The following is a 25,888-nucleotide window of genomic DNA, read 5'->3' as shown; positions in this document are numbered from 1 at the left end:
TTTAGGTTTTCTACTGTGGGTATTCCTGCAGCAGCGCGTTGAGTCGTTCTGCCATCAACTCGCCACGCCAACCGGAAATCAGTTCCGGCAGGGACTGCTGCGGCTTTAATTTCCAGTGCCAGTTGAGCAACTGGTTAATCTGACGACGCGAAGCAAGCAGCTCGACGCTAAGATTATGTTCCGCACTCACTTCAGTAACCAGCGTCTTAATGGCTTTGAACGCCTTGCGATAGCCTGGCATATCCATCAAATTCAGCAGCGGCTGCGGCAGCGACTCTTCCGGTAAGGCCTGTGCCTTCTCTACCAGGGAGATCAGCGTCTTGCCGTGGAAGCGAATTTCACTGCCGGAAAGTCCCAGACTATCCAGCTCACCCAGACTCCCTGGCATATAACGAGCGACCGACCACAGGTGTTCTTCACGCACCACAAAGTTCACCGCCAGATCGCGCTCACGAGCTTTACGCAGTCGCCAGTCGGCAAGCAGTTGCAGGCAGGCCAACTGGCGGGTACGCAGTTGCCAGGCGTTGGTGATGTCGCGCCATGCGTCTTCAGGTGCCAGAACCTCCTGGCGACGCTGCTGCATTAAGCGACATTCGTCCAGTGCGGCTGGCAGCCAGCCGCTGGCTTCAGTTTCGACCATCAGTTTTGTGGTGATCGGTAATAGATACCAGACATCAGCCGCCGCGTACTCACACTGACGCTCGGTCAGCGGTCTGGCCAGCCAGTCGGTACGCGACTCGCTTTTGTCGAGCGCCACGCCCGTAAACTCTTCCACCATCGCGGCAAAGCCCCACGACAGCGGACGACCGCAAAAAGCAGCCAGAATTTGCGTATCAATCAACGGCTGCGGCAGTTCGCCAAAAGTGTTGAGAAACACTTCCAGATCTTCGCTACCTGCATGTAGGAATTTGGTGATGGCAGTATCACGCAGAATATCGCGCAGCGGCGACCAGTCGGTGATCCCCTGCGGATCAATCAGAGCAACGTGTTTGCCATCAAACAGCTGGATCAGCCCCAACTGCGGATAATAGGTACGCGTGCGAACAAATTCTGTATCCAGGGCTATCGCCGGAAATTCACGGACGGCCTCGCACAGCGTGGCCAACGCGTCGTCCGTGGTGATCATTTGATAATTCAAATCGTGCTCTCTTAGGTTTGCGCCAAAAAAAACGCCGGATTACCCGGCGTTTTCTGCTGGCTGACTTAACGCTCAGCCTTTATTGTCCACTTTGGCGCGCGCTTCGTCACGTAATTCTCGTCGCAAAATTTTACCGACGTTAGATTTCGGCAACTCATCGCGAAACTCCACCAGCTTCGGTACTTTATAGCCCGTCAGGTGACGACGACAGAAAGTGACCAGCGCTTCATCGGTTAACGAGGCGTCTTTCTTCACCACGAAAATTTTTACCGCTTCACCGCTGCTGCCGGACGGAACACCAACCGCAGCCACTTCCTGCACGCCAGGATGTTGCATAACCACGTCTTCAATTTCGTTCGGATAGACGTTAAAGCCGGACACGAGGATCATGTCCTTCTTACGATCGACAATACGCAGGAAGCCTTCATCATCCATCACTGCAATATCGCCGGTGTGCAGCCAGCCGTCTTTGACGATTTCGTCAGTGGCGTCTGGTCGCTGCCAGTAGCCCAGCATCACCTGCGGGCCTTTCACGCAGAGCTCCCCCGGTTCTCCCGGCGGAACTTCGTTGTCGTCGTCGTCCACCAGCTTGACCTCGGTGGAAGGCACCGGTAACCCGATACTGCCGCTGTGGTAGTCGATATCGTGAGGGTTGACGCTTACCAACGGCGCGCACTCCGTCAGGCCGTAGCCTTCCAGCAGATACTGACCTGTCAGCTTCACCCAACGTTCAGCTACCGCCTGTTGAACCGGCATTCCGCCACCTGCCGAGAGGTGCAGTGAAGAGAAATCCAGTTGCTGGAACTCTTTGTTATTCAGCAGCGCGTTAAACAGAGTATTGACGCCGGTCATCGCGGTAAATGGATACTTCGCCAGCTCTTTTACCAGCCCCGGAATATCACGCGGGTTAGTAATCAGCAGGTTTTGACCACCTAGCTCAATAAACAGCAGGCAGTTCATCGTTAGCGCAAAAATGTGATACAGCGGTAGGGCCGTCACCACCAGTTCTTTACCCGGATGCAGCAACGGGCCATAGGTGGCATTAACCTGCTCCAGGTTAGCCAGCATGTTGCGGTGTGTAAGCATCGCGCCTTTCGCCACGCCGGTTGTCCCGCCAGTATATTGCAGGAACGCCAAATCTTCCGACACGACTTCGGGCTTCACATACTGCATGCGATAACCGTTTTGCAGCGCACTGCGAAACGAGATGGCATCCGGCAGGTGATATTTCGGCACCAGACGCTTGATATACTTGACGACGAAGTTAACCAGCGTCCCTTTGGCGGTGGACAGCTGATCGCCCATACGCGTCAGGATCACGTGTTGCACAGACGTTTTGTCGACTACTTTTTCCAGCGTGTGGGCAAAGTTAGATACGATGACAATCGCCGACGCGCCGCTATCGTTGAGCTGATGTTCCAGCTCGCGAGGCGTGTACAGCGGGTTTACGTTCACGACGATCATGCCGGCACGTAAAATCCCAAACAGTGCGACCGGATATTGCAGCAGATTCGGCATCATCAGCGCGACGCGATCGCCCTTTTTCAGCCCGAGCCCCTGTTGCAAATAAGCGGCAAACGCACGACTACGCTCTTCAAGCTTGCGGAAGGTCATCACCTCCCCCATGTTTACGAACGCGGGCTGATCGGCATACCGTCTTACTGAGTGTTCAAAGAGTTCCACCAGGGATTGATAACGGTCAGGATTGATCTCCGCAGGAACACCAGCGGGATAACGGTTAAGCCAAACCTTTTTCAATACATCACCTCTAAAATGCGTATTCGTCGTCATCACAACCCCAGACAATAAACAAACTGTTAACATAATATTAACTCAGCGTACCAGTTTGTTTATTACACAACGACAAGGTTGCGAAGCACGTCACTATTTATTTTTCTTATATCCACGTTAATGCAGAAACAGCGGACGAGCCGCTGTTTCTTTTACCAATAAAACAAAGAGTTACTCTGTTACTATGGTCTGAACCTGTGCCGGGCCGGGATTGTACCAGCCCCATCCGCCATAGCCACCGTAAGGCCAGCCACGCGCACCGTAGAACCAGGGGTCGATAGGCTGAGGCGGCATGACAATCTGCTGAGTAATATGCCAGCGTTTATAACCGGTTACTTGCATCAGCATGAATTTATACGGCGTATTACCGATTTTTCCGTCCACCGTACCGCTAATCGGGCCGACGACGGTGACCAGTTGCCCGCGAAAGTCCACCGGGTCGAGGAAGCCATTTACATCAGCATATATCCGCCCGCGAGAGGCTTCACCCAGCACAGGACGCGCACCACTATCGAGCGGAACGGTGGCAATTTCCAGACGGGATTTTCCCTGCTGGTTCTGAATATCCACCACTTTGCCACCAAAACGCGCTTCCTGGCCGACATACAGCTGCGGCGCATTCATCACCCGCACCAGATCCTGCTGCGGCATCGGGCTCGAACCTTTAATCGCATCCGGGATGGTGACGCAGCCGCTAAGCATTAACGCTAAGGCCCCCGCCAATACACCTTTCAATAACTGCTTTTGCACCGCCATATTGCGACTCCCTTTTCTTAGCTTCTGCCCCGGCCTGTTCACAACGCTGTGCACCGACGTCTATGAAAATAAACCGGGGATGTACTACTAAGATTCATTCTTTACCGGGAAGTTTCTTCCACGCCACGGTGTTACGTAAATAAACCGGTTCCGCGTGTTCGACCGCTACGGTCTTACCCGCAGCCAGCATTTGCATGGCGACAGGCAGCATATCTTCAGCCGCAGGAAGCAGCACGTCACCATCGCTGAGCGTCAGACCGCTGTCTTTACCAAGCTCAGGCCAGGCTGGCCACCCCGTCCCAACAGTTACCCACTCGCCAGAAAGCTGCAGTAAACGCTCATGTACCTGCTCGGGGGTTAACACCGCTTCGGTTTCTTCACCTTGCCAGTTGCCGTTGTCATCACACTGGTATTCGGCCCAGTAGACTTCGCCCATTCGCGCGTCAATCGCCGCCAGTACACGAGTCGCGCCCGACTTACGCCAGGCGCCCTGCGCCATGGTCGCCAAGGTGGAGACGCCGATCATCGGTAAGTTTGCGCCTAACGCCAGCCCCTGAGCAATGCCAATACCGATACGCACGCCGGTGAAACTGCCGGGACCGCGACCAAACGCCAGGGCGTCGATATCGGTTAACGTGAGATCGCCAGCGGCCAGGATTTCCTGAACCATCGGTAAAATTCGTTGGGTGTGTTCTCGTGGGCAAAGCTCAAAGTGAGCCTTGATAGTACCGTCATTCCACAGGGCAACAGAGCACGCCTCTGTGGCGGTATCGATAGCCAGAATTCGCATGGGTGTTTGTGATCAGATCAATAAATTTGGCGCGCATCTTACCACACTCCGTAACAAATTACTCAGTCGTTGGTATGGCAAGAAAGCGAACCGCGCGAGCTATGTCACGCGTCCGCGGCGCAGGAGGAAGACTCGCCAGGAAGGTGGCGCCGTATGGCCGCATAACCAGACGATTGTCGCAAATCACCAGCACGCCGCGATCGTCGGCATCACGTATCAGACGCCCTACCCCCTGCTTCAGGGTGATGACCGCATCCGGCAACTGGACGTCTTCAAACGGATCGCCGCCGCGCAGTCGACAATCCTCCATTCGGGCTTTTAACAGCGGGTCGTCCGGCGAGGTAAACGGCAGTTTGTCGATTATCACCAGCGACAGCGTATCACCGCGCACGTCCACGCCTTCCCAGAAGCTGCTGGTGGCAACCAGTAGCGCATTACCTGCGCTGACAAACTGCTGTAACAGTTGCCCTTTACTGGTTTCGCCCTGCAGCAGAACGGGAAGCGTCATGGTGGCGCGGAATTGTTCCGCCAGATCGCGCATCATCGCGTGCGAAGTGCACAGCATAAAGCAGCGACCGTTGTTCGCTTCAATAATAGGTCGCAGCATGGATGCTAACTGGCGCGCAGCCCCCGGCTGGTTGGTTTGCGGGAGATTACGCGGCACGCACAGCAGCGCCTGGCGCGTGTAATCAAATGGACTCGGCAATAACATCGACTCGGCATCTTCAATCCCCAACCTCGCGGTGAAATGATGAAGGTCATCGTTTACCGACAGCGTCGCGGAAGTAAAAATCCAGCAGCCCGGCTTTTGTTCCATCACTTCTTTGAATTTATCCGCCACAGTGAGCGGCGTCAGCGCGAGAGTAAAATGGCGGGAGGTGCATTCATACCAGTAGCTGAAGCCTGGCTGGTTGATCTCTTTCAGACGCTTCAGGCGCGCACGGTAAAGTGTGGCGCGTTCAAACGCGGCATCCAGCAATGCCGAACGCCCAAGAGACAGCTTCGCCACGTCATAACATAGCTCCAGCGTGTCATCGAGCAGCAAAAACGCGCGCTGTACGCGCTGGTCGGCCAGCAGTTCCCGCAGGTTTCCGCGATAGCCCGGCTCACCAAGTTGCAAGCGGAAGTCCTGAGCGCTTTGTGCAAGGCGATCGGCGCACTTTTGCAACTGCTGAGTGTCTTTCAGCTCGGTGCGATAGGCAATGGTGATGTCTTTCGCCAGGTCTAACAGTTGGCGACTGGAGAGCGATTGACCAAAGTACTGGCTGGCGATATCCGGTAGCTGATGCGCTTCATCGAAGATCATTACATCAGCTTCCGGGATCAGTTCGCCAAACCCGCTCTCTTTTACCACCATATCAGCGAGAAACAGATGATGGTTAACCACGACGACATCGGCATCCATCGCTTTTTTACGCGCTTTCACGACAAAACACTCTTTATACAGCGGGCAGTCGCTGCCCAGACAGTTGTCATTAGTGCTGGTGACCAACGGCCAGGCCTGAGAGTCTTCCGCCACGCTGACGCAGGTGCTGATGTCCCCATCAAGGGTTTGATTTGACCAGGAGCGCAGCAGGATGACGTCGCTTAACGTTTGTACCGGCAAGTCACCACCCGCGAGTGCCTGCTGTTCGAGACGTTCAAGGCACAGATAGTTTGAACGCCCTTTCAGCAGCGCCAGTTTACCGGTGAACTTTAGTGCCTTAGCGACGGTCGGGAGATCGCGGCTGTATAGCTGATCCTGCAACGCCTTCGAGCCCGTGGAGACAATGACCTTCTTTCCGGCACGCAGCGCTGGGGCAAGATAAGCATAGGTTTTACCCGTCCCGGTTCCGGCTTCTACCACCAACGGTTGTGATTTTTCGATGGCATGACTGACGGCGATGGCCATCTGCCGCTGTGGTTCTCGCGGTTTAAAACCCGGTATCGCTTTAGCCAACTGACCGTCTGCTGCAAAATCGTCCGTCACACTGCCCCCTGTTCATTTGAACAGGGATTATGTCAGGCCAGCAGCTCTTTCGCCAGTTGAAGAGGTGACGTGGGCACAACATTATGGCAGTCTTGGCGCAACCCAAAGCCATTTGAAAACACGTAAATGAGGAATGATTTATGACGATTGTGCGCATTGATGCCGAAGCGCGTTGGTCCGACGTGGTTATCCACAACAACACGCTGTATTACACCGGCGTGCCGGAAAATCTGGATGCAGACGCTTTTGAGCAAACGGCAAATACGCTGGCGCAAATTGATGCGGTGCTGGAAAAACAAGGCAGCAACAAGTCACGTATTCTTGATGCCACCCTGTTTTTGGCAGACAAAAACGATTTTGCCGCCATGAACAAAGCCTGGGACGCGTGGGTTGTTGCGGGTCACGCGCCGGTACGTTGTACCGTTCAGGCCGGGTTGATGAACCCGAAATACAAAGTTGAGATTAAGATTATCGCTGCAGTTTAAGCGGCGTTATTCGTCCTCATCTTCAAAACGCGCCACGATCCGCTCGCCGGTATGACTGGCGCGTAACTCTTCAGCAACAAGAGCAATGGCTTGTCCGCTGCTCATCCCCTGCGACATCAGCTCCTGAATACGCTCTACCGCTTTTTGCTGCTGCTCATGACTGAGTGAAGGTAAACCTGCAAACATTGTTAACTCCTGCTAAATTGTCTGCGCTAATTATTTCATGCTACCGGGCAGTTAGCCAGTAGAGTAGCAACGAGTCAGGACTGATGAAGACGTTATCTCCCGCAGTAATCACATTACCCTGGCGTCAGGACGCCGCTGAACGCTATTTTTCGACATTAAGCCATCTGCCCTGGGCGATGCTGCTGCATTCGGGTCAAGCCGACCATCCGCATAACCGCTTTGATATTCTGGTGGCGGATCCCGTCACCACGCTTGTTACGCGAGCTACAGAGACCGTAGTGCAGGACGGGCACGCAACCACGTGCTCGCTTGATGATCCCATGACGGTATTACATTCCGCACTAACCGCACACAAGATTCACCCCGAATATCACCCCGACCTGCCGTTTCAGGGCGGTGCGTTAGGTCTGTTTGGCTACGATCTTGGCCGACGCTTCGAATCTCTGCCCACTATTGCAGAGCGCGATATTACGCTGCCGGATATGGCCGTTGGCATTTACGACTGGGCACTGATTGTCGATCACCAGTTGCAGACCGTATCGCTGCTCAGCCATACCGATGTCGAGGCTCGCCTGAAATGGCTCGACGCGCAACAACCGCCAACGCGTGAGCCGTTTACATTAACTTCGGCGTGGCAGTCTAATATGAGCCGTGCTCAGTACGGCGAAAAATTCCGCCAGGTGCAGAATTATCTGCACAGCGGAGACTGTTACCAGGTCAATCTTGCCCAGCGTTTTCAGGCGCATTACCAGGGCGATGAGTGGCAGGCATTTGTCACTCTCAATCACGCCAACCGCGCCCCGTTTAGTGCATTTATTCGTCTTGAGGAAGGTGCAATCCTCAGCCTTTCGCCGGAACGATTTATTCTGCTGGAAAACCAGCACATACAGACGCGTCCGATTAAAGGCACGCTACCGAGGCTTGGAGATACCGATGCCGATCGTGAGCAGGCCCGACGACTGGCGAATTCGCCGAAGGATCGTGCGGAAAACCTGATGATCGTCGATTTGATGCGTAATGATATTGGCCGCGTTGCCATACCGGGTTCGGTACAGGTTCCGGAGCTGTTTATCGTCGAACCGTTCCCTGCCGTTCATCATTTGGTCAGCACCATTACCGCACGTCTGCCAGAGTCATTATACGCCACCGATCTGCTACGCGCCGCCTTCCCCGGCGGCTCTATTACCGGCGCGCCGAAAGTGCGGGCGATGGAAATTATCGACGAACTGGAGCCGCAAAGACGCAACGCCTGGTGCGGCAGCATTGGTTATCTGAGCTTTTGCGGCAATATGGATACCAGCATTACCATTCGCACGCTGACAGCCACAAACGGACAAATTTATTGCTCCGCAGGCGGTGGTATTGTTGCAGACAGTCAGGAAGACGCTGAATATCAGGAAACATTTGATAAAGTGAATCGCATTTTGCACCAACTGGAGAATTGACACGTGGAATACAGCAGCCTGACGCTTGATGATTTTTTATCGCGCTTTCAACTCCTGCGCCCGCAGGTCAACCATGCCGCGTTAAACCAGCGCCAAGCCGCCGTACTGATCCCCGTCGTGCGTCGCCCACAGCCGGGGTTGCTGTTAACCCAGCGTTCCGTTCACCTGCGCAAGCACGCCGGACAGGTCGCATTCCCCGGTGGGGCAGTGGATAGCAGTGATGCCTCGTTAATTGCCGCCGCCCTTCGCGAAGCGCAGGAGGAGGTGGCGATCCCACCTTCATGCGTAGAAGTGATTGGCGTTCTGCCGCCAGTCGACAGCGTGACCGGTTTCCAGGTCACCCCTGTGGTAGGCATTATCCCGCCTAATCTGCCGTATCGCGCCAGTGAAGATGAAGTTTCCGCAGTGTTCGAAATGCCGCTGGCCCAGGCCCTGCATTTAGGTCGTTACCACCCGTTGGATATTTACCGTCGTGGCGATTCACATCGCGTATGGCTTTCCTGGTATGAGCAATATTTCGTCTGGGGAATGACTGCCGGAATAATTCGTGAGCTGGCGCTGCAAATTGGCGTCAAGCCCTGACTATACTTATCTTTACGCACACAATAGACAACTTGAAACTCAGGTCACAACATTAGTAAAACCGCGGTTATCTATTAGTTTAATTCATGTGAATAGTTAAGCCGATCGCCGCGTTCCCTCTTACACTATGCGCAGTTATAACATTGTTACTGGAAAGCCCAGTCGCCCTGTAGGAGTATTATCGTGATTAGTCTATTCGACATGTTTAAGGTGGGGATTGGTCCCTCATCTTCCCATACCGTAGGGCCTATGAAGGCGGGTAAACAGTTCGTCGATGACCTGGTCGAAAAAGGATTACTGGACAGCGTTACTCGTGTCGCCGTCGACGTGTATGGTTCACTGTCGCTCACGGGTAAAGGTCACCACACCGATATCGCCATTATTATGGGTCTGGCGGGCAATGAGCCTGCTACCGTGGATATTGATAGCATCCCCGGATTTATCCGCGACGTAGAAACGCGTGGACGCCTGCTGCTTGCGCAGGGTCAGCACGAAGTGGATTTCCCGCAGAATGACGGGATGCGTTTTCACAACGGCAACCTGCCGCTGCATGAAAACGGAATGCAGATCCATGCGTACAATGGCGAAACCGTCATTTATAGCAAAACCTACTACTCAATCGGCGGTGGATTCATCGTTGATGAAGAACATTTTGGTCAGGATGCCTCGGGCGAGGTCAGTGTGCCTTATCCGTTCAAATCCGCCACTGAAATGCTGGAATATTGCAACAGCACCGGCCTGTCTCTCTCTGGCATGGCAATGCAGAACGAACTTGCGCTGCACAGTAAGAAAGAGATTGAAGAGTACTTTGGCCACGTCTGGCAAACCATGCAGGCATGTATCGATCGTGGCATGAACACCGAAGGTGTGCTGCCGGGTCCGCTGCGCGTTCCTCGCCGTGCTTCAGCCCTGCGTCGTATGCTGGTTTCCAGCGATAAGCTGTCCAACGATCCAATGAACGTGATCGACTGGGTGAACATGTTTGCGTTGGCCGTTAACGAAGAAAACGCCGCGGGCGGTCGCGTAGTGACAGCGCCAACCAACGGTGCCTGCGGTATCGTGCCTGCGGTACTGGCCTATTACGATCATTTCATTGAGTCCGTTAGCCCGGATATCTATACCCGCTATTTCCTGGCGGCCGGTGCGATTGGCGCGTTGTACAAAATGAACGCCTCTATCTCCGGTGCAGAAGTAGGTTGTCAGGGTGAAGTGGGCGTAGCCTGCTCCATGGCTGCCGCGGGTCTGGCTGAACTGTTAGGCGCAAGCCCGGAGCAGGTGTGTGTTGCTGCTGAAATCGGCATGGAACATAACCTCGGGTTAACCTGCGATCCGGTTGCCGGTCAGGTACAGGTTCCGTGCATTGAGCGTAACGCAATTGCTTCAGTGAAGGCGATCAACGCTGCGCGTATGGCAATGCGCCGTACCAGCGCGCCGCGCGTCTCGCTGGATAAAGTCATTGAGACTATGTACGAAACGGGTAAAGACATGAACGCCAAATACCGCGAAACGTCACGCGGTGGCCTGGCGATCAAAGTTCAATGTGACTAATACTTAATTTTCGCCCATCTGCGACGGATGGGCGAATTTGCCCCCTCTCCCTCGTCTACTGTAATTTTCCCCACTACACTTGCTCTGTTGCTGTTGGCTTCTGTGACCAACGGCTTATCGGGCGGCCCGCATGCAAACAGCACAACGGATCATTAAAAATTATCGCCGGAATCGCTTAATCGTCTGCACAGTATGTGCACTACTGACGCTCATCCTCACATTAACTGTCCGATTTATTTCGGAGCGTAATTTAAATCACCGAAATATCGTCACCTTTGCCAACCATGCTGTAGAAGAACTGGATGACGTGCTTTTACCCTTGCAGACCGGACGGGATGTATTGCTGCCGTTGATTGGCCTCCCCTGCTCAGTGGCGCGTTTACCCTTAAGCAAACATGCCGCAAGGTTGCAAACGGTACGTTCTATTAATCTGATTCAAAGCGGGATCCTCTATTGCTCCAGCATTTTTGGTTATCGTAATGTTCCCATTAGTCAACTGCAGCCCGAATTACCCAGCAGGGAACCGCAACTGCTGCTGTCTACCGACCATTCGTTGATTAAAGGCAGTCCGATTCTGACTCAGTGGTATCCGTCCTCTGCCGATGGTGAAGATGGCGTGCTGGAAATCGTCAATATTGACTTATTGTCGTCTATGTTGCTTGAACCCCAGCCGCCGCAGATCACCGATGCCAGCTTAACCGTTGGTAATCGGCATCTACTGTATGATCAAGGTGTTGTCGATACTCTGCCTAAGCTAAATGATGAAAAACGCTACCAGCTTTCATCTCAACATTTCCCGTTTACCATTAGCGTCACCGGCCCCGGTCCCAGTGAGTTGGCGGTAAAACACCTGCCAACACAGCTGCCGCTGGCGGTGATCCTAAGTTTATTAGTGGGTTATCTGGCATGGCTGGCTACCGCCAGCAGAATGAGTTTCTCATGGGAGATTAATCTGGCCCTAGCTGCTCGGGAATTCGAGCTGTTTTGCCAGCCGCTGCTTAATGCGCAAACCCAGCAATGCATGGGCGTGGAAATCCTTTTACGCTGGAATAACCCACGCCAGGGTTGGATCTCTCCGGAAGTGTTTATTCCCATCGCTGAGGAGCACAACCTGATTGTACCGCTTACCCGTCATGTCATCGCAGAAACCATTCAGCAGCGGCACGTCTTCCCAATGAGCAGCCAGTTTCATATTGGGATTAATGTCGCCGCCAGCCATTTTCGTAACGGCACGTTGCTAAAAGATCTTAATCAGTACTGGTTCAGCCAGCACCCAATCCAGCAATTGGTTATCGAACTGACCGAACGCGATGCGTTACTGGATGTGGATTATCGGATCGTACGCGAATTAAATCGGCTTGGCGTAAAACTGGCGATTGATGATTTCGGCACCGGCAATAGCTCGCTCTCCTGGCTGGAAAAGCTCCGCCCGGATGTGCTGAAGATCGATAAATCATTTACTTCGGCAATAGGAACAGACGCCGTGAACTCAACCGTCACAGACATCATTATCGCTTTGGGGAAAAAATTGAATATAGAACTGGTGGCGGAAGGCGTTGAAACACAGGCGCAAGCTCAGCATTTGCGCCGACACGGCGTACATTTATTGCAAGGTTTTCTGTATGCCAAGCCAATGCCGCTACGCGATTTTCCAAAATGGCTGGCGGGCAGCACGCCGCCGCCCACCCGGCATAACGGGCGACACAGTATGCCCGTCATGCCGTTTCGCTAAACCCGGTTACTCGTCTTCGTCGTGAGCGGGTTGTTCTTTAACAATGCGAACTAAATCCACACGATAGTCATTCGCTTCGACAATCGTAATGCTCAGCGGTGCGACCTCGATAACATCACCTACACGAGGAATATGACCGTTAGCCGCAATGACTAAACCTGCCACCGTAGCGATGTCTTCGTCTTCATTCACTAACGTATCCACGTCCAGCGCCTGTTGCAACGCATGCAGATCGGTACCGCCTTTGACCAACCAACCGCCTGCATCAGCTATAATTTCAGGCGTTTCATCGGCATCAGGGAACTCACCGGCGATGGCTTCTAATACATCCAGCGGCGTGACCAGACCCTGTACTACGCCAAACTCATTAGTGACGATAACAAAGCTACCGCGGGCACGACGCAGAACGCCTAACAGATTGATCGGGTCCAGCGTTTCCGGAACAACAATAGCCGGAGAAGCAGAGGCAATCGCCGCCACATCCACACCGTCTTCCAGCGCCACCAGCAGCTCTTTAGCACGCACGATACCGATGATTTCATCCAGTTCGCCACGGCATACTGGGAACAGGCTATGAGGTGACGAAAGCAACTGCTCGCGAATTTCCTCCACGCTCAGGTCTGCATCAACCCAGCTAATCTCCCCACGAGGCGTCATAATGCCGCGTAATGAACGCGACGCCAGTGAGAGTACGCCGTTGATCATATAGCGTTCCTCTTCTACAAATGCGCCTTCCGGGACGGGAACCGGTACCGGATTGTCGGATTCCATCTGCGCGCTGGCCTGACGTTTACCGCCCATCAGACGGAGAATCGCATCGGCAGTACGCGCACGCAATGGCAGCGTCGACTGGTGGCGAATAAAGTTACGACGGGCAATCTGGTTAAACAGCTCAATGATGATTGAGAAGCCAATCGCCGCATACAGATAGCCTTTCGGAATATGGAAGCCAAACCCTTCGGCAACCAGGCTCAGACCAATCATCAACAGGAAGCTCAGACACAGCACCACCACCGTCGGATGTTGGTTCACAAATCGGGTCAGCGGCTTAGAGGCCAACAGCATCACGGCCATGGCAATCACTACTGCCGCCATCATCACTGGCAGATGGTTGACCATACCGACCGCCGTAATCACAGCATCCAGCGAGAACACTGCATCGAGGATGACAATCTGCGTTACGACAACCCAAAAGCTCGCATACCCTTTCGTCTGCCCGGTATCATGTTCACGGTTTTCCAGCCGCTCATGCAGCTCTGTCGTAGCCTTGAACAAGAGGAAGATACCCCCCAGCAGCATAATCAGATCGCGCCCCGAGAACGCATAGTCCATTACCGTGAACAGCGGCTTTGTCAGCGTCACCATCCACGAAATCACGGACAACAGGCCCAGACGCATAATCAGTGCCAGTGACAAACCGATTAAACGCGCTTTATCTCGCTGTTTCGGCGGCAGCTTATCAGCCAGGATCGCAATGAAGACCAGGTTATCAATACCCAGAACAATTTCAAGAACGACAAGCGTGAGCAAACCCACCCAAATCTGCGGGTCCATTAATAATTCCATGACAAGCTCCTGCTTAAGGAATGACCAAACTGCGCGCTGAGGATCTCAGGCGTTAAAGCGATATGCAGAGAAAATTTGTGGCAAAAAGTGCCAATCTGACAGGCTTGATACGGCCTGAAGGTGAAATGACGTCGGTGACGATCCATATGGTGGGCTACTGCCCTATACTCCTGAGTAATTAAACAGATGCTAAACATAACAGAGAGAAGCGGTTTTTAGCAAAGATTTACCTTCCTTTGCAATAAGTTGTTTCGGAGATATTTTACCCTTCGAAATTTCTTTTAATCGGAAGTTAAATTACGGATCTTCATCACATAAAATATTTTTTTCGATATCTAAAATAATTCACGAAAATCATAGGTTTTTCTTTGTAACCCTTATCTGAATCGATTCGATTGCGGACGACGATTCAAATACATCTTCACGTTGATGTGTTAACGATAATAAAGGAGGTAGCAAGTGACCATTGCTATTGTAATAGGCACACATGGTTGGGCTGCAGAGCAGTTACTTAAGACGGCAGAAATGCTGTTAGGCGAGCAGGAAAATGTCGGCTGGATCGATTTCGTTCCAGGCGAAAATGCCGAAACGCTGATCGAAAAGTACAACGCTCAGTTGGCAAAACTCGATACCAGTAAAGGCGTGCTGTTTCTCGTTGACACATGGGGAGGCAGCCCGTTCAACGCTGCAAGCCGCATTGTCGTCGATAAAGAGCATTACGAAGTTATCGCCGGTGTGAACATTCCCATGCTGGTTGAAACCTTCATGGCGCGTGATGACAACCCGAGCTTTGATGAATTAGTGGCACTGGCAGTTGAAACCGGTAGCGAAGGCGTGAAAGCGCTGAAAGCCAAATCGGTTGAGAAAGCCGCTCCTGCCCCAGTAGCAGCACCCAAAACAGCAGCTCCCGCCAAACCGATGGGTCCGAACGATTATATGCAGATCGGCCTGGCGCGTATTGATGACCGTTTAATCCATGGTCAGGTGGCAACTCGCTGGACCAAAGAAACCAACGTAACACGCATTATCGTCGTCAGTGATGAAGTTGCCGCCGATACCGTGCGTAAAACGCTGCTGACTCAGGTAGCACCTCCGGGTGTGACGGCGCATGTGGTTGATGTCGCGAAAATGATCCGCGTCTACAACAACCCTAAATATGCAGGTGAGCGTGTGATGCTGTTGTTCACCAACCCAACCGACGTAGAACGTATCGTTGAAGGTGGTGTGAAAATTACCTCCGTAAACATTGGCGGTATGGCTTTCCGTCAGGGTAAAACGCAGGTAAACAACGCAATTTCTGTCGATGACAAAGACATCGAAGCCTTCAAGAAACTCAACGAACGCGGTATTGAGCTTGAGGCACGTAAGGTTTCTACCGATCAGAAACTGAAAATGATGGATTTGATTGCCAAGGTGAAATAATTTCCTGGCATTTACTTAGTTTTCACACTTAAGTCTGTATAGCAATAGGAGAAGTACAATGGAGATTACCACTCTTCAGATTGTGCTGGTGTTCATCGTCGCATGTATCGCGGGTATGGAGTCGGTACTCGATGAATTTCAGTTCCACCGTCCGTTGGTGGCCTGTACGCTGATTGGTGCCGTTCTCGGGGACATGAAAACCGGTATTATCATCGGTGGTACCCTGGAAATGATCGCTCTGGGCTGGATGAACATCGGTGCTGCGGTTGCACCAGATGCGGCACTGGCCTCAATTATCTCTACCGTTCTGGTTATCGCAGGTCACCAAAGCATTGGTGCCGGTATCGCGCTGGCTATCCCACTGGCAGCTGCAGGCCAGGTACTGACCATTATCGTTCGTACTATCACCGTAGCATTCCAGCACGCAGCGGATAAGGCGGCCGAAAACGGTAACCTGACGGCGCTCTCCTGGCTGCATGTATCCTCTCTGTTCCTGCAGGCTATGCGTATCGCTATCCCAGCGGTAATCGTAGCGATTTCTGTTGGTACCAGTGAAGTTCAGAGCATGCTTAACGCCATTCCGGAAGTCGTGACCGGCGGTCTGAACATCGCAGGCGGTATGATCGTGGTGGTTGGTTATGCGATGGTCATCAACATGATGCGCGCAGGCTACCTGATGCCATTCTTCTACCTCGGCTTCGTCACCGCGGCATTTACTAACTTCAACCTGGTTGCTCTGGGTGTGATTGGCGCAGTAATGGCGATCCTCTACATTCAGCTGAGCCCGAAATATAACCGCGTAGCCGGTGCACCTGCTGCGGCGGCTGGCAATAACGATCTCGATAACGAACTGGACTAGCAGGTGAGCGAAATGGTTGATATGACTAAAACTACCACCGAGAAAAAACTCACTCCGAGTGACATTCGTGGCGTGTTCATTCGTTCTAACCTGTTTCAGGGTTCATGGAACTTCGAACGTATGCAGGCGCTGGGTTTCTGTTTCTCCATGGTGCCGGCTATCCGCCGCTTGTACCCGGAAAACAACGACGCACGTAAGCAAGCGATTAAGCGTCACCTGGAATTCTTTAACACTCATCCGTACGTAGCGGCTCCAGTACTGGGCGTTACGCTGGCGATGGAAGAACAACGTGCAAACGGCGCAGAGATTGACGATGGTGCCATCAACGGTATCAAAGTTGGTCTGATGGGTCCGCTGGCAGGCGTCGGCGACCCGATCTTCTGGGGTACCGTTCGCCCAGTATTCGCCGCGCTCGGCGCAGGTATCGCGATGAGCGGCAGCCTGCTGGGGCCATTGCTGTTCTTCGTTCTGTTTAACCTGGTTCGTCTGGCAACCCGTTATTACGGTGTGGCATATGGCTACCGTAAAGGTGTCGATATCGTTAAAGATATGGGCGGCGGCTTCCTGCAGAAACTGACTGAGGGGGCGTCAATCCTCGGCCTGTTTGTCATGGGGGCATTGGTTAACAAGTGGACGCACGTAAACATTCCACTGGTGGTTTCTACTATCACCGGTCAGGATGGTCAGACTCGTGTTACCACTGTGCAGACTATCCTTGACCAGCTGATGCCGGGTCTGGTTCCTCTGCTGCTGACATTCGCCTGTATGTGGCTTTTGCGTAAGAAAGTGAACCCGCTGTGGATCATCGTTGGCTTCTTCGTCATCGGTATCGCGGGCTACGCTGTCGGACTGCTCGGCCTGTAAAACTGTTGTACATCACCGGGGGCTTGCCCCCGGTTTTTCTATTTAGAGGGTTGAGGATTCATGACTATCACGGACCTGGTGCTGGTTCTATTTATCTTTTCGCTGCTGGCGTATGCCATTTACGATCAGTTCATCATGCCCCGCCGTAATGGCCCTACTCTGCTTACTGTCGCCCTGCTTCCCCGCAGCAGAGTCGACAGCGTTATCTTCCTTGGCCTGGTAGCTATTCTTATCTACAACAACATCACCAGCCACGGCGCGCAATTTACCACATGGTTATTATGTGCACTGGTATTGATGGGTTTGTATCTGTTCTGGATCCGTACGCCAAAAATCATCTTCAAGCAGAAAGGCTTTTTCTTCGCCAACGTCTGGATTGAATATAACCGCATTAAAGAGATGAATTTATCTGAAGACGGTGTATTGGTGATGCAATTAGAACATCGAAGATTGTTGATTCGCGTACGAAATATAGACGATCTTGAGAGGATATATAAACTATTAATTTCAAATCAATAGCTTATAAATATAGCCTGAACTATGTTTTTATATATCAGTATAAAAACAAACATAGCCAAGGCTATATTTCACTGTCCTCAATGTTATTTATTTTAACGTTTTATTTATAAAAAAATCTAAATGAAAATCGTTTTCAACTAGAAGTCAAATATTATTTCTGCGTTTCTTGTTTTATATTCTCAAAATATGTTAAGGTTGCGCCCGTCGTTGGGGAGTAGCCGATTTCCAGACTCCGGAAATGTACGTGTCAACATACTCGTTGAAAAACGTGGCGCGTACGGACTGAACTTACAGGTTTAGTCAGGCGAGACCATAGGCACATCAACTGCAATGCATATTTGAATGGCGCTGTATTTACAGTGATTCCAGCCTGTATGCATGGTTACTGGGGGCAGTGATATGTTTTATGGATACCCCGGTCAGGACGCTGTTATGAATCTCACCGCTACCGTTCTTCTCGCTTTCGGCATGTCGATGGATGCTTTCGCCGCATCAATTGGCAAAGGCGCCACCCTGCATAAACCCAAATTTTCTGAAGCATTGCGCACCGGACTGATATTCGGCGCAGTTGAAACGCTTACGCCACTGATTGGCTGGGGCATGGGGATGCTGGCCAGCAAATTCGTGCTGGAGTGGAACCATTGGATCGCCTTCATTCTGCTGATCTTTTTAGGTGGGCGAATGATAATCGAAGGTTTTCGCGACAACGGCGATGAAGAGGAAGAACCGCAGCGCCGCCACGGTTTCTGGCTGCTGGTTACCACCGCCATTGCCACCAGTCTCGACGCAATGGCCGTCGGGGTGGGTCTGGCTTTCCTGCAGGTCAATATTATTGCCACAGCGCTGGCCATCGGCTGCGCCACATTGATTATGTCCACGCTCGGCATGATGATTGGTCGTTTCATTGGCCCAATGCTGGGCAAACGAGCTGAAATTTTGGGTGGGGTGGTGCTGATTGGTATCGGTGCCCAGATCCTCTGGGCACACTTCCACGGTTAATTCAGACGCTGCCAGACATGAATACTAAAGTCGGTCTGGCAGTCAAACGTCGTTTTCCCCGTTAACGTTTCCCACACTTCCGGCTTTGCCCGCCAGGCGAACGGCGTCATTTGCAGTAACGCAACGGCCTCGCTGCCCTGAAGCTGCATCTGATATCCAAGCGCAATGCTCTGTTGCAGAACAAAACCGTCCAGTTGCTCAGTATGGGGCGCATGCAAACGCACCTCATCATAAATCAGCCCTTTCAGTTCCATTAAATGACGCGGTCCCGGCGTGGCGGTGATCACCCATCCACCCGGTTTAACCACGCGAGCCAGCTCTTGCGCTTTACAGGGCGCATAGATCCGGATGATTGCATCCATTGACTCGTCTGCGAACGGCAGACGATGGCTGGAGGCAACGCAAAAGATCACCTGCGGATAGCGTCTGGCTGCGGCTTTAATTGCCACTTTGGAGACGTCAAGACCAAAGGTTGTACAGCCCGCCAGCGCGTCGGCAAACGCATGGGTGTAATACCCTTCCCCACAGCCAATATCCAGGATCGCTGCATCTTCTGAATTCGACTTTTCTTTAAGCACATTCACAATCGCATCACGCAACGGTTGATAGTGCCCAGCATCAAGGAATGCCCGTCTGGCTTGCATCATTTCAGCGCTATCACCTGGATCGCGCGACCTCTTATGCTGAACCGGCAGTAAGTTGACATACCCTTCTTTCGCCACGTCAAACTGGTGCCGCCCGGGGCAGACAAAACTGTTATTCGCTTGAGTAAGAGGCTGGTGGCAAAGAGGACAGGAAAACGACATGACAACTCCGGCAGGTGACTTAAGGGCGCAAGTGTAACGCGAATTGCGCCCAGGGAAAATAACTTACAGCGACGGCGAGGATACGTTACTGCCGTGCATCACCAGCAGATGATCAGAGTCGGCAGGCATGCCATCCGGTTTAACGTTCTCCAGACGCAGGACATCTCCCATTATCTGGCTGAAGACAGGCGCAGAGACAGCCCCGCCATAATAAGCACCGTTTTGCGGATTATTGATGACGACCACCAGTGCAAATTTCGGGTCGCTCGCTGGCGCAACGCCTGCCGTGTAGGCCACGTATTTATCGACATACTTACCGTCATCACCAATTTTCTTTGCCGTTCCTGTTTTAACCGCCACGCGATAATCTCTGACCGCGGCTTTAGTTCCCCCACCACCGGGTAACGCGACGCTTTCCATCATATGTTCAACCTGGTGAACCAGCGCCTCCGGCATCACTCTGGTACCGATTACCGGCGGGTCAATACGGGTAATCGAAAGGGGTCGATAGATACCAAAACTACCAATGGTTGCATATACGTGTGCCAACTGCAGCGGCGTTACCATTAATCCATAGCCGAATGCAAAGGTCGCGCGATCCAAATCGCTCCAGTAACGGCGTTGAGGCATTAAACCGCTACTTTCACCGGTTAATCCCAGTCCGGTTGGATCGCCAAAACCAAAGCTCTTATAGGTATCCAGCAACTTTTGAACAGGCATAGCCAGTGAAAGGTGCGACACGCCGGTATCGCTCGATTTCTGCAAAATTCCGGTCAACGACAGCTCCGGGTAAAATCCGACGTCGCGAATGCGATGTCCATCAAGGTAAAAAGGATGGGTATCAATCACGCTGTCCGGTTGTACTATCCCCTGCTGGAGTGCAGTCATGATCACCAGCGGTTTAACGGTTGAACCGGGTTCAAACGTATCGCTTATTGCGCGGTTACGAAAATCATCCAGTACCGCGCCCTCACGGTTATTGGGGTTGAAGTCAGGAAAGCTCGCCATGGACAGTATTTCGCCGGTAGCAATGTTGACCAGCACTGCGGCTCCTGATTCCGCTTTATTCCACGTAACGGCATTGTCCAGCGCATCTTCGGTGACCGTCTGCAGGCGCTCATCGATGCTGAGCTGTAATTGGTGTGCAGGAACAGGCGTGACTTCGGTGATATTCTCGATTACATGGCCAAATTTGTCTTTACGTACCAGACGGGAGCCAGGTTTACCCATCAACTGGTTATTAAAGCTTTTTTCCAGCCCTTCAATGCCTTGTCCATCAATGTTGGTAAAACCTATGAGATTCGCCGCTACGTGGCCTGCAGGATAGAACCGGCGGGATTCCTCGCGCAGGTTAATGCCCGGGAGATTAAGATCATCAACCCACTCAGCCTGCTGAGGGGAAATTTGTCGTGCCAGGTAAATAAAACGTCCGCCAGGATTACTGTTAACGCGTTCCGCCAGCGTACTCAATGACAGATGCAGAGCCCTTGCCAGAGCCTGCCACCGTTCGTTATAACCCACGCCTCCCTTGCTGATGATGGTCTTAGGATCGGCCCATACGGCGTTAACCGGAACACTTACCGCCAGCGGTCGCCCTTCTCTGTCGGTAATCATCCCGCGCGGCGAGGCAATAGTTACCTCACGTAATGAACGCATGTCTTCCTGTTTCACCAGACTTGTCGGCGTAACAATTTGCAGCCATGCAACCCGACCCAGCAGCAATCCCAGACTCAATAATATTGCCACACAAAGCAGGGCAAAACGTACGGGAGTAAAATTGCGCGCGTCGCCGTCGTTTTTCTTTTTCACCTGAACTCCAGCAAGATAGTTTTTCAGGTGTCTGATTTAACGAGAAATGTCGTAAGAAAGCGGGGAAAACTATGCTACGAACATCACGCCTTTGCAACAAAGCGCTAATGGGAGGGCATTTAGAAATATTTAGACGTATTTTGAATTAAAAAGCCCCGCATAGGCGAGGCTTTATATCTGAGATGGTTGCGCATATGCGCTTCAAATCAGTGGTGTCGATCAGATAGCTGTTACGTTAACAGCAGCCGGACCTTTCTGGCCGTCCTGAATTTCGAACTCAACGTTCTGGCCTTCAGCCAGAGTTTTGAAGCCGTTACCCTGGATAGCGGAGAAGTGTACGAACACGTCTTTGCTGCCATCAGCCGGAGTAATGAAACCAAAACCTTTAGACTCGTTGAACCACTTAACTTGACCTTTAATCTTTGCCATTTGCAAAATTCCTTAGAGTATTTTCTTCGCCCGCAGGCATAACATAGATAAAACTGAGACATTACTGCTTGAGGCACTAATATAAGGTTCGGCAGAGAAGCGGTATTCAACGTCAACGTGTTTACTCAGGACTTCTTTACTGAAAATGCCACACATAAACAGAACTGTACCTCGTTTAACCCAAAACGTGTTATCACATACAACGTTAATAATGGCAAGCCATTTTTAAACGTGTCTCGATCGGTCGCACAAATCCTGTCGTTCATCAAACAGCAACTGCACAGTTATGCGCCACACTGAGTAGTGTTATATTCCCGCCGCTCGCCCCATCCCCCGCCAGGCTTGCACCATAGCCGGGACATTTCTACCATAGCTCAATAGCTTCGGTTGTTCCAGATTAGCTGTTACAGGGTGTGCCGAATATCATTTTTTATGCTTAGTAATGCATAAAATGTCACAAGCGTAAAAATGAGATCTGCCTTCTGCTTTTGCACCAAAATAATGAAAGAATGATGACAATGCACAAAAAAAGTAAGAGAAACGTTTCGCTGTTAATAAGACGATCGCTATCACAAAAATGACATAATCATATTTTTATCGTATGGGAAATTATATTTATATCAGACCGGGGATAAGATATTAATTGGCTGGAGCATCTGAAAATACTGAGTTAACACGAGAATCAGAGTGCTAATTACACGACATATGCAGAAGAAAATAATCTGGCATGTTGGCGACAGGATGAAACATCTGAGAACGTAAGCAACAGATCCTCACCCTGTCATACCGTTTTTACCGCTCAGCTACCAGGCGGATGATGTCATCATCTTCGTCCTTCGCTGTGACCACAGCAGGCTCTGCCGATTTTTCAGGTTCGTTAGCTTCGCAAAGGCGACGGAGCAATGCGTTCTGTCTTTTTTGCTGATCTAACAATGCTTCAAGCAACTCAATCTGCTCATTAGTACGCGAACTTGCCCTATTGACGAAAAACCACAGTACAAGCCCGACAACCAGAATCACCACCGATACAGCCAAAGACGCCAAACTCAACGCGCCAGAATTCAAAACTTCGTTCATTTCACCACCTCAATGTAGACAGCGTAGTTTACCACTGCCGCACAAGAAGGTAATCAACTGTGGCAAAAATGCGCTTACCAGGGAATAAATTTATTAATGGCACAAATACCGCTGAAAAATTGTACATCCTGATCGCACATGATGTTGAACACTTGCGCCCACATCAGTATGCATACCAGCACGACAACTATCAGCACTACCCAGCGAATTTTTTTCACTCCAGCTCCACTCTTCGAATCAACATCTTATGCCTATAAATTATCATGCGTTACCTAAACCCAGCGTTAACTGTATCGGCATTCAATCTTTTTAGGAATGATTCACTTGTTTCATCTCATGTACAGGCTAATCTAATAATAACGAGAAAAGATAAGAGGTTGTAATGCGTCTGATAATCCGCGCTATTGTGTTGTTAGCTCTGGTTTGGATCGGTTTATTACTGAGTGGCTACGGAATTTTGATTGGAAGTAAGGAGAATGCAGCGGGCCTGGGCTTGCAATGCCAGTATCTGACCGCCCGCGGAACCAGCACCGCGCAATACGTCCACACAAACAGCGGTATCATTGGCCTGTCGGATTGTCCCTTGTTAAGAAAAAGCACAGTCATTATTGATAACGGTTAATATAGCAATACATCCGCTACGTTATTTGCACCAACTAACGTTATGACTGTTCATAAAAAACCCCAGATACAAAAATACCTGGGGTTTTTACCTTGACGCTATTACATCAGATTAGAACGGATAGTTGTTATAACCCATTTGTTCTGAAATTTTACGCGCAGCCGTATGCAGCATCGCCACATACTCGTGCAAACGTTCTTCTGAGAAACGTAGCGTCGGGAATGAAATACTCAAGCCTGCAATCACTACACCGAAACGGTCAAACACCGGTACACCGATGCAGCGCAGACCTTCTTCCTGTTCTTCGTTATCTTCACCGTAGCCCTGCTCGCGTACTTTATCCAGCAATACCAGCAGCTCATCAGTATTGGTAATAGTACGGTCGGTGCTACGCTTATACTCAATACCATCCAGAATCTGCTTCACTTCATCGCGGTCACGCCATGCCAGCAGAACTTTACCGATAGCCGTGCTGTACAGCGGATTACGGCGACCTACGCGAGAATACATGCGCAGATTGTACATAGAGTCGATTTTATGGATGTAGACGATGCTGTCTTCATCCAGTGCACCAAGGTGCACTGTCTCTTTGGTCAGGCGCGAAAGTTCGCGCATCTGAATATCAGCGCTACGGATAAGATCGACGTTTTGTAACGCGCGAGCACCCAGCTCGAATAGTTTCAGGGTCAGTGAGTATTTCTCCGACTCCCCTTCTTGTGCCACATAACCCAGCGTTTTCATGGTCTGCAAAAAGCGATAAACGGTGCTTTTTGACATCATGACGCGTTGCGACAACTCGGTAATACCAATTTCGCGCTCTTCACCCAGCGCCTGCAGAATGCCAAAAACCTTCAGCACGGAAGATACAGAATCGGGTTGTTTATCCAGATCTGCGATTGCCATTTATCACCCCTTTCGAGTGTTTTATAAAAATCAGAACCGGTTTTTATTATAATTTCACGTATCAGCCCTCGCAATCGCTCTTTGCTTACTTAGTTACAAATCTGCGACCTAACGCCTGAATATCAATGCTAAAATTATTATTCTCATCATAAATTCCAACAGTATTGACTTCCTATGGAAAAAACTCAGACCGATGGTCTGCCATTGCCCCAGCGATATGGCGCAATTTTAACCATTGTTATTGGCATCTCTATGGCAGTACTCGACGGCGCAATAGCGAACGTTGCCCTCCCCACTATCGCCACCGATCTTCAGGCCTCACCCGCCAGCTCAATCTGGATTGTGAACGCCTACCAAATTGCGATCGTTGTTTCGCTGTTATCGCTCTCTTTTTTAGGTGATATGTTTGGCTACCGACGCATTTATAAGTGTGGTCTGGTCGTATTTCTGTTGGCATCGCTGTTTTGTGCCTTGTCTGACTCGCTGCATATGCTGACGTTAGCGCGCGTGGCTCAGGGGTTTGGCGGCGCGGCGCTGATGAGCGTTAATACGGCATTGATCCGACTCATTTATCCTCAGCGCCAGCTTGGCCGCGGGATGGGTATTAACTCCTTTATCGTGGCTGTATCCTCGGCAGCGGGTCCGACTATTGCGGCGGCAATTCTTTCTATTGCCTCGTGGAAATGGCTATTTCTAATTAACGTTCCATTGGGGATCATCGCCCTGCTGCTGGCTATGCGTTTTTTGCCACCCAATTCATCACGTAGCAATAAACCGCGCTTTGATCTGCCCAGCGCAATAATGAACGCCTTAACATTCGGTTTGTTGATCACGGCACTCAGCGGATTTGCACAGGGACAGTCGCTAAAACTGATTGGTGCTGAACTTGTGGGGCTTGTCGTAGTAGGGTTTTTCTTTATCCGCCGCCAACTCGCATTGCCAGTACCGTTATTACCGGTTGATCTGCTACGCATTCCCCTGTTTTCACTCTCTATTTGCACCTCAATCTGTTCATTCAGCGCACAAATGCTGGCGATGGTTTCCCTGCCCTTTTTTATGCAAACGGTTCTCGGACGCAGCGAAGTTGAAACGGGCCTGCTGCTGACGCCGTGGCCGCTGGCAACCATGGTGATGGCCCCACTGGCGGGATATTTGATTGAACGTGTTCATGCAGGTCTGCTTGGCGCGCTGGGCATGGCAGTAATGGCTTGCGGGCTGTTTTCTCTGGTGTTACTGCCCGCATCACCTTCCGATTTTAATATCATCTGGCCAATGATCTTGTGTGGTGCGGGTTTTGGCTTGTTCCAGTCACCGAATAATCACACCATCATCACCTCCGCGCCGCGCGATCGTAGCGGAGGCGCGAGCGGTATGCTCGGAACAGCGCGCTTACTGGGTCAGAGTACCGGGGCCGCACTGGTTGCGCTGATGCTAAATCAGTTTGGTGGCAGTGGAACGCACGTCTCGCTGATAACAGCGGGTATTCTGGCTTCGCTGGCCGCAATCGTAAGTGGCTTACGTATTACACAACCGCGAGTTCAGTCATAAAAAAAGCGCGTCTGTCGACGCGCTTTTTGTTGTTGTCTGCTGC

General features: G+C 51.5%; 26 protein-coding genes. 12 read left to right on the top strand and 14 right to left on the bottom strand.

Annotation, left to right across the window (positions count from 1 at the left end; translation table 11 throughout):
• Positions 1-10: 10 nt before the first annotated feature.
• From rnd to GFB57_RS14555, 5 genes are all read right to left on the bottom strand, one after another.
• Positions 11-1,126, bottom strand: coding sequence for a ribonuclease D (gene rnd, locus GFB57_RS14575; protein WP_008322612.1), 1,116 nt, complete (start codon positions 1,124-1,126; stop codon positions 11-13).
• An 84-nt stretch (positions 1,127-1,210) separates the two neighbouring features.
• Positions 1,211-2,896: a long-chain-fatty-acid--CoA ligase FadD gene (gene fadD / locus GFB57_RS14570; RefSeq protein WP_003020970.1), complete on the bottom strand. Its 1,686-nt coding sequence runs from the start codon at positions 2,894-2,896 to the stop codon at positions 1,211-1,213.
• Between the two features lie 204 nt (positions 2,897-3,100).
• Positions 3,101-3,685, bottom strand: coding sequence for a Slp family lipoprotein (locus GFB57_RS14565; RefSeq protein ID WP_003020975.1), 585 nt, complete (start codon positions 3,683-3,685; stop codon positions 3,101-3,103).
• A gap of 94 nt (positions 3,686-3,779) precedes the next feature.
• Positions 3,780-4,475, bottom strand: a complete 696-nt coding sequence (gene tsaB / locus GFB57_RS14560; protein WP_003020977.1) for a tRNA (adenosine(37)-N6)-threonylcarbamoyltransferase complex dimerization subunit type 1 TsaB — start codon at positions 4,473-4,475, stop codon at positions 3,780-3,782.
• Positions 4,476-4,533: 58 nt separating this feature from the next.
• The gene (locus tag GFB57_RS14555) at positions 4,534-6,444 is read right to left on the bottom strand and encodes an ATP-dependent DNA helicase (protein ID WP_003020980.1); all 1,911 of its coding nucleotides are present in this window, start codon (positions 6,442-6,444) and stop codon (positions 4,534-4,536) included.
• A 140-nt stretch (positions 6,445-6,584) separates the two neighbouring features.
• On the opposite strand from GFB57_RS14555, the gene GFB57_RS14550 reads away from it, so the two are divergent.
• Positions 6,585-6,929 (top strand): RidA family protein, encoded by a 345-nt coding sequence (locus GFB57_RS14550; RefSeq protein ID WP_003020984.1) that lies wholly within the window; start codon positions 6,585-6,587, stop codon positions 6,927-6,929.
• Positions 6,930-6,935: 6 nt separating this feature from the next.
• On the opposite strand, the gene GFB57_RS14545 is transcribed toward GFB57_RS14550, so the two are convergent.
• A complete protein-coding gene (locus GFB57_RS14545; protein WP_003020986.1) occupies positions 6,936-7,115 on the bottom strand; it encodes a YoaH family protein in 180 nt (59 codons plus the stop codon).
• An 83-nt stretch (positions 7,116-7,198) separates the two neighbouring features.
• Between GFB57_RS14545 and pabB the strand changes: the two genes are divergently transcribed.
• From pabB to GFB57_RS14525, 4 genes are all read left to right on the top strand, one after another.
• Positions 7,199-8,560, top strand: coding sequence for an aminodeoxychorismate synthase component 1 (gene pabB / locus GFB57_RS14540; RefSeq protein ID WP_003020988.1), 1,362 nt, complete (start codon positions 7,199-7,201; stop codon positions 8,558-8,560).
• A gap of 3 nt (positions 8,561-8,563) precedes the next feature.
• Positions 8,564-9,142 carry a CoA pyrophosphatase gene (locus GFB57_RS14535; protein ID WP_003020991.1) on the top strand — a complete coding sequence of 193 codons (579 nt, stop codon included), beginning with the start codon at positions 8,564-8,566 and terminating at the stop codon, positions 9,140-9,142.
• A 183-nt stretch (positions 9,143-9,325) separates the two neighbouring features.
• Positions 9,326-10,690, top strand: coding sequence for an L-serine ammonia-lyase (sdaA, locus tag GFB57_RS14530; protein ID WP_003020994.1), 1,365 nt, complete (start codon positions 9,326-9,328; stop codon positions 10,688-10,690).
• Positions 10,691-10,820: 130 nt separating this feature from the next.
• Positions 10,821-12,422 (top strand): EAL domain-containing protein, encoded by a 1,602-nt coding sequence (locus tag GFB57_RS14525; protein WP_003020996.1) that lies wholly within the window; start codon positions 10,821-10,823, stop codon positions 12,420-12,422.
• Between the two features lie 6 nt (positions 12,423-12,428).
• Here GFB57_RS14525 and yoaE read toward each other — a convergent pair whose 3' ends face one another.
• On the bottom strand, positions 12,429-13,988 hold the full coding sequence (gene yoaE, locus GFB57_RS14520; protein ID WP_003020999.1) for a CNNM family cation transport protein YoaE: 1,560 nt from the start codon (positions 13,986-13,988) through the stop codon (positions 12,429-12,431).
• Between the two features lie 459 nt (positions 13,989-14,447).
• Here yoaE and manX point away from each other — a divergent pair, with 459 nt between their 5' ends.
• From manX to mntP, 5 genes are all read left to right on the top strand, one after another.
• Positions 14,448-15,410 carry a PTS mannose transporter subunit IIAB gene (gene manX / locus GFB57_RS14515; protein ID WP_003021002.1) on the top strand — a complete coding sequence of 321 codons (963 nt, stop codon included), beginning with the start codon at positions 14,448-14,450 and terminating at the stop codon, positions 15,408-15,410.
• Positions 15,411-15,468: 58 nt separating this feature from the next.
• Complete coding sequence (locus GFB57_RS14510; RefSeq protein WP_003021004.1) at positions 15,469-16,269, top strand: PTS mannose/fructose/sorbose transporter subunit IIC; 801 nt, start codon at positions 15,469-15,471, stop codon at positions 16,267-16,269.
• 12 nt (positions 16,270-16,281) lie between these two features.
• Positions 16,282-17,133: a PTS mannose transporter subunit IID gene (locus GFB57_RS14505; protein WP_008322630.1), complete on the top strand. Its 852-nt coding sequence runs from the start codon at positions 16,282-16,284 to the stop codon at positions 17,131-17,133.
• Between the two features lie 60 nt (positions 17,134-17,193).
• Positions 17,194-17,652 (top strand): DUF986 family protein, encoded by a 459-nt coding sequence (locus GFB57_RS14500; protein WP_003021010.1) that lies wholly within the window; start codon positions 17,194-17,196, stop codon positions 17,650-17,652.
• Positions 17,653-18,084: 432 nt separating this feature from the next.
• Positions 18,085-18,651, top strand: a complete 567-nt coding sequence (gene mntP, locus GFB57_RS14495) for a manganese efflux pump MntP (protein WP_003021013.1) — start codon at positions 18,085-18,087, stop codon at positions 18,649-18,651.
• On the opposite strand, the gene rlmA is transcribed toward mntP, so the two are convergent.
• The 6 genes from rlmA to mgrB all read right to left on the bottom strand — a co-directional run bounded on the left by rlmA (position 18,648) and on the right by mgrB (position 22,990).
• On the bottom strand, positions 18,648-19,457 hold the full coding sequence (gene rlmA, locus GFB57_RS14490) for a 23S rRNA (guanine(745)-N(1))-methyltransferase (RefSeq protein ID WP_003021015.1): 810 nt from the start codon (positions 19,455-19,457) through the stop codon (positions 18,648-18,650). The two genes, mntP and rlmA, sit on opposite strands and share 4 nt — an antisense overlap.
• Before the next feature lie 63 nt (positions 19,458-19,520).
• Complete coding sequence (gene ftsI, locus GFB57_RS14485) at positions 19,521-21,266, bottom strand: peptidoglycan glycosyltransferase FtsI (protein WP_003021017.1); 1,746 nt, start codon at positions 21,264-21,266, stop codon at positions 19,521-19,523.
• A 219-nt stretch (positions 21,267-21,485) separates the two neighbouring features.
• On the bottom strand, positions 21,486-21,695 hold the full coding sequence (gene cspE, locus GFB57_RS14480; RefSeq protein ID WP_001062678.1) for a transcription antiterminator/RNA stability regulator CspE: 210 nt from the start codon (positions 21,693-21,695) through the stop codon (positions 21,486-21,488).
• Positions 21,696-21,707: 12 nt separating this feature from the next.
• The gene (locus GFB57_RS14475; protein ID WP_003034983.1) at positions 21,708-21,851 is read right to left on the bottom strand and encodes a DUF2627 domain-containing protein; all 144 of its coding nucleotides are present in this window, start codon (positions 21,849-21,851) and stop codon (positions 21,708-21,710) included.
• A gap of 636 nt (positions 21,852-22,487) precedes the next feature.
• Positions 22,488-22,772, bottom strand: coding sequence for a YebO family protein (locus tag GFB57_RS14470; RefSeq protein ID WP_003034980.1), 285 nt, complete (start codon positions 22,770-22,772; stop codon positions 22,488-22,490).
• Positions 22,773-22,846: 74 nt separating this feature from the next.
• Positions 22,847-22,990, bottom strand: a complete 144-nt coding sequence (gene mgrB, locus GFB57_RS14465) for a PhoP/PhoQ regulator MgrB (RefSeq protein ID WP_003034977.1) — start codon at positions 22,988-22,990, stop codon at positions 22,847-22,849.
• Between the two features lie 164 nt (positions 22,991-23,154).
• On the opposite strand from mgrB, the gene GFB57_RS14460 reads away from it, so the two are divergent.
• Positions 23,155-23,394, top strand: a complete 240-nt coding sequence (locus GFB57_RS14460) for a YobH family protein (RefSeq protein ID WP_003034975.1) — start codon at positions 23,155-23,157, stop codon at positions 23,392-23,394.
• Between the two features lie 111 nt (positions 23,395-23,505).
• On the opposite strand, the gene kdgR is transcribed toward GFB57_RS14460, so the two are convergent.
• Positions 23,506-24,297, bottom strand: coding sequence for a DNA-binding transcriptional regulator KdgR (kdgR, locus tag GFB57_RS14455; RefSeq protein WP_003034971.1), 792 nt, complete (start codon positions 24,295-24,297; stop codon positions 23,506-23,508).
• 174 nt (positions 24,298-24,471) lie between these two features.
• On the opposite strand from kdgR, the gene GFB57_RS14450 reads away from it, so the two are divergent.
• Positions 24,472-25,845 (top strand): MFS transporter, encoded by a 1,374-nt coding sequence (locus tag GFB57_RS14450; protein ID WP_003034968.1) that lies wholly within the window; start codon positions 24,472-24,474, stop codon positions 25,843-25,845.
• The last annotated feature ends 43 nt before the right edge of the window (positions 25,846-25,888 follow it).

Source organism: Citrobacter sp. S39, assembly GCF_009495675.1.
Taxonomy (GTDB): Bacteria; Pseudomonadota; Gammaproteobacteria; order Enterobacterales; family Enterobacteriaceae; genus Citrobacter; species Citrobacter freundii.
The sequence above is the reverse complement of the archived record's forward strand: the minus strand, read 5'-3'. Positions and strand labels throughout refer to the sequence as shown.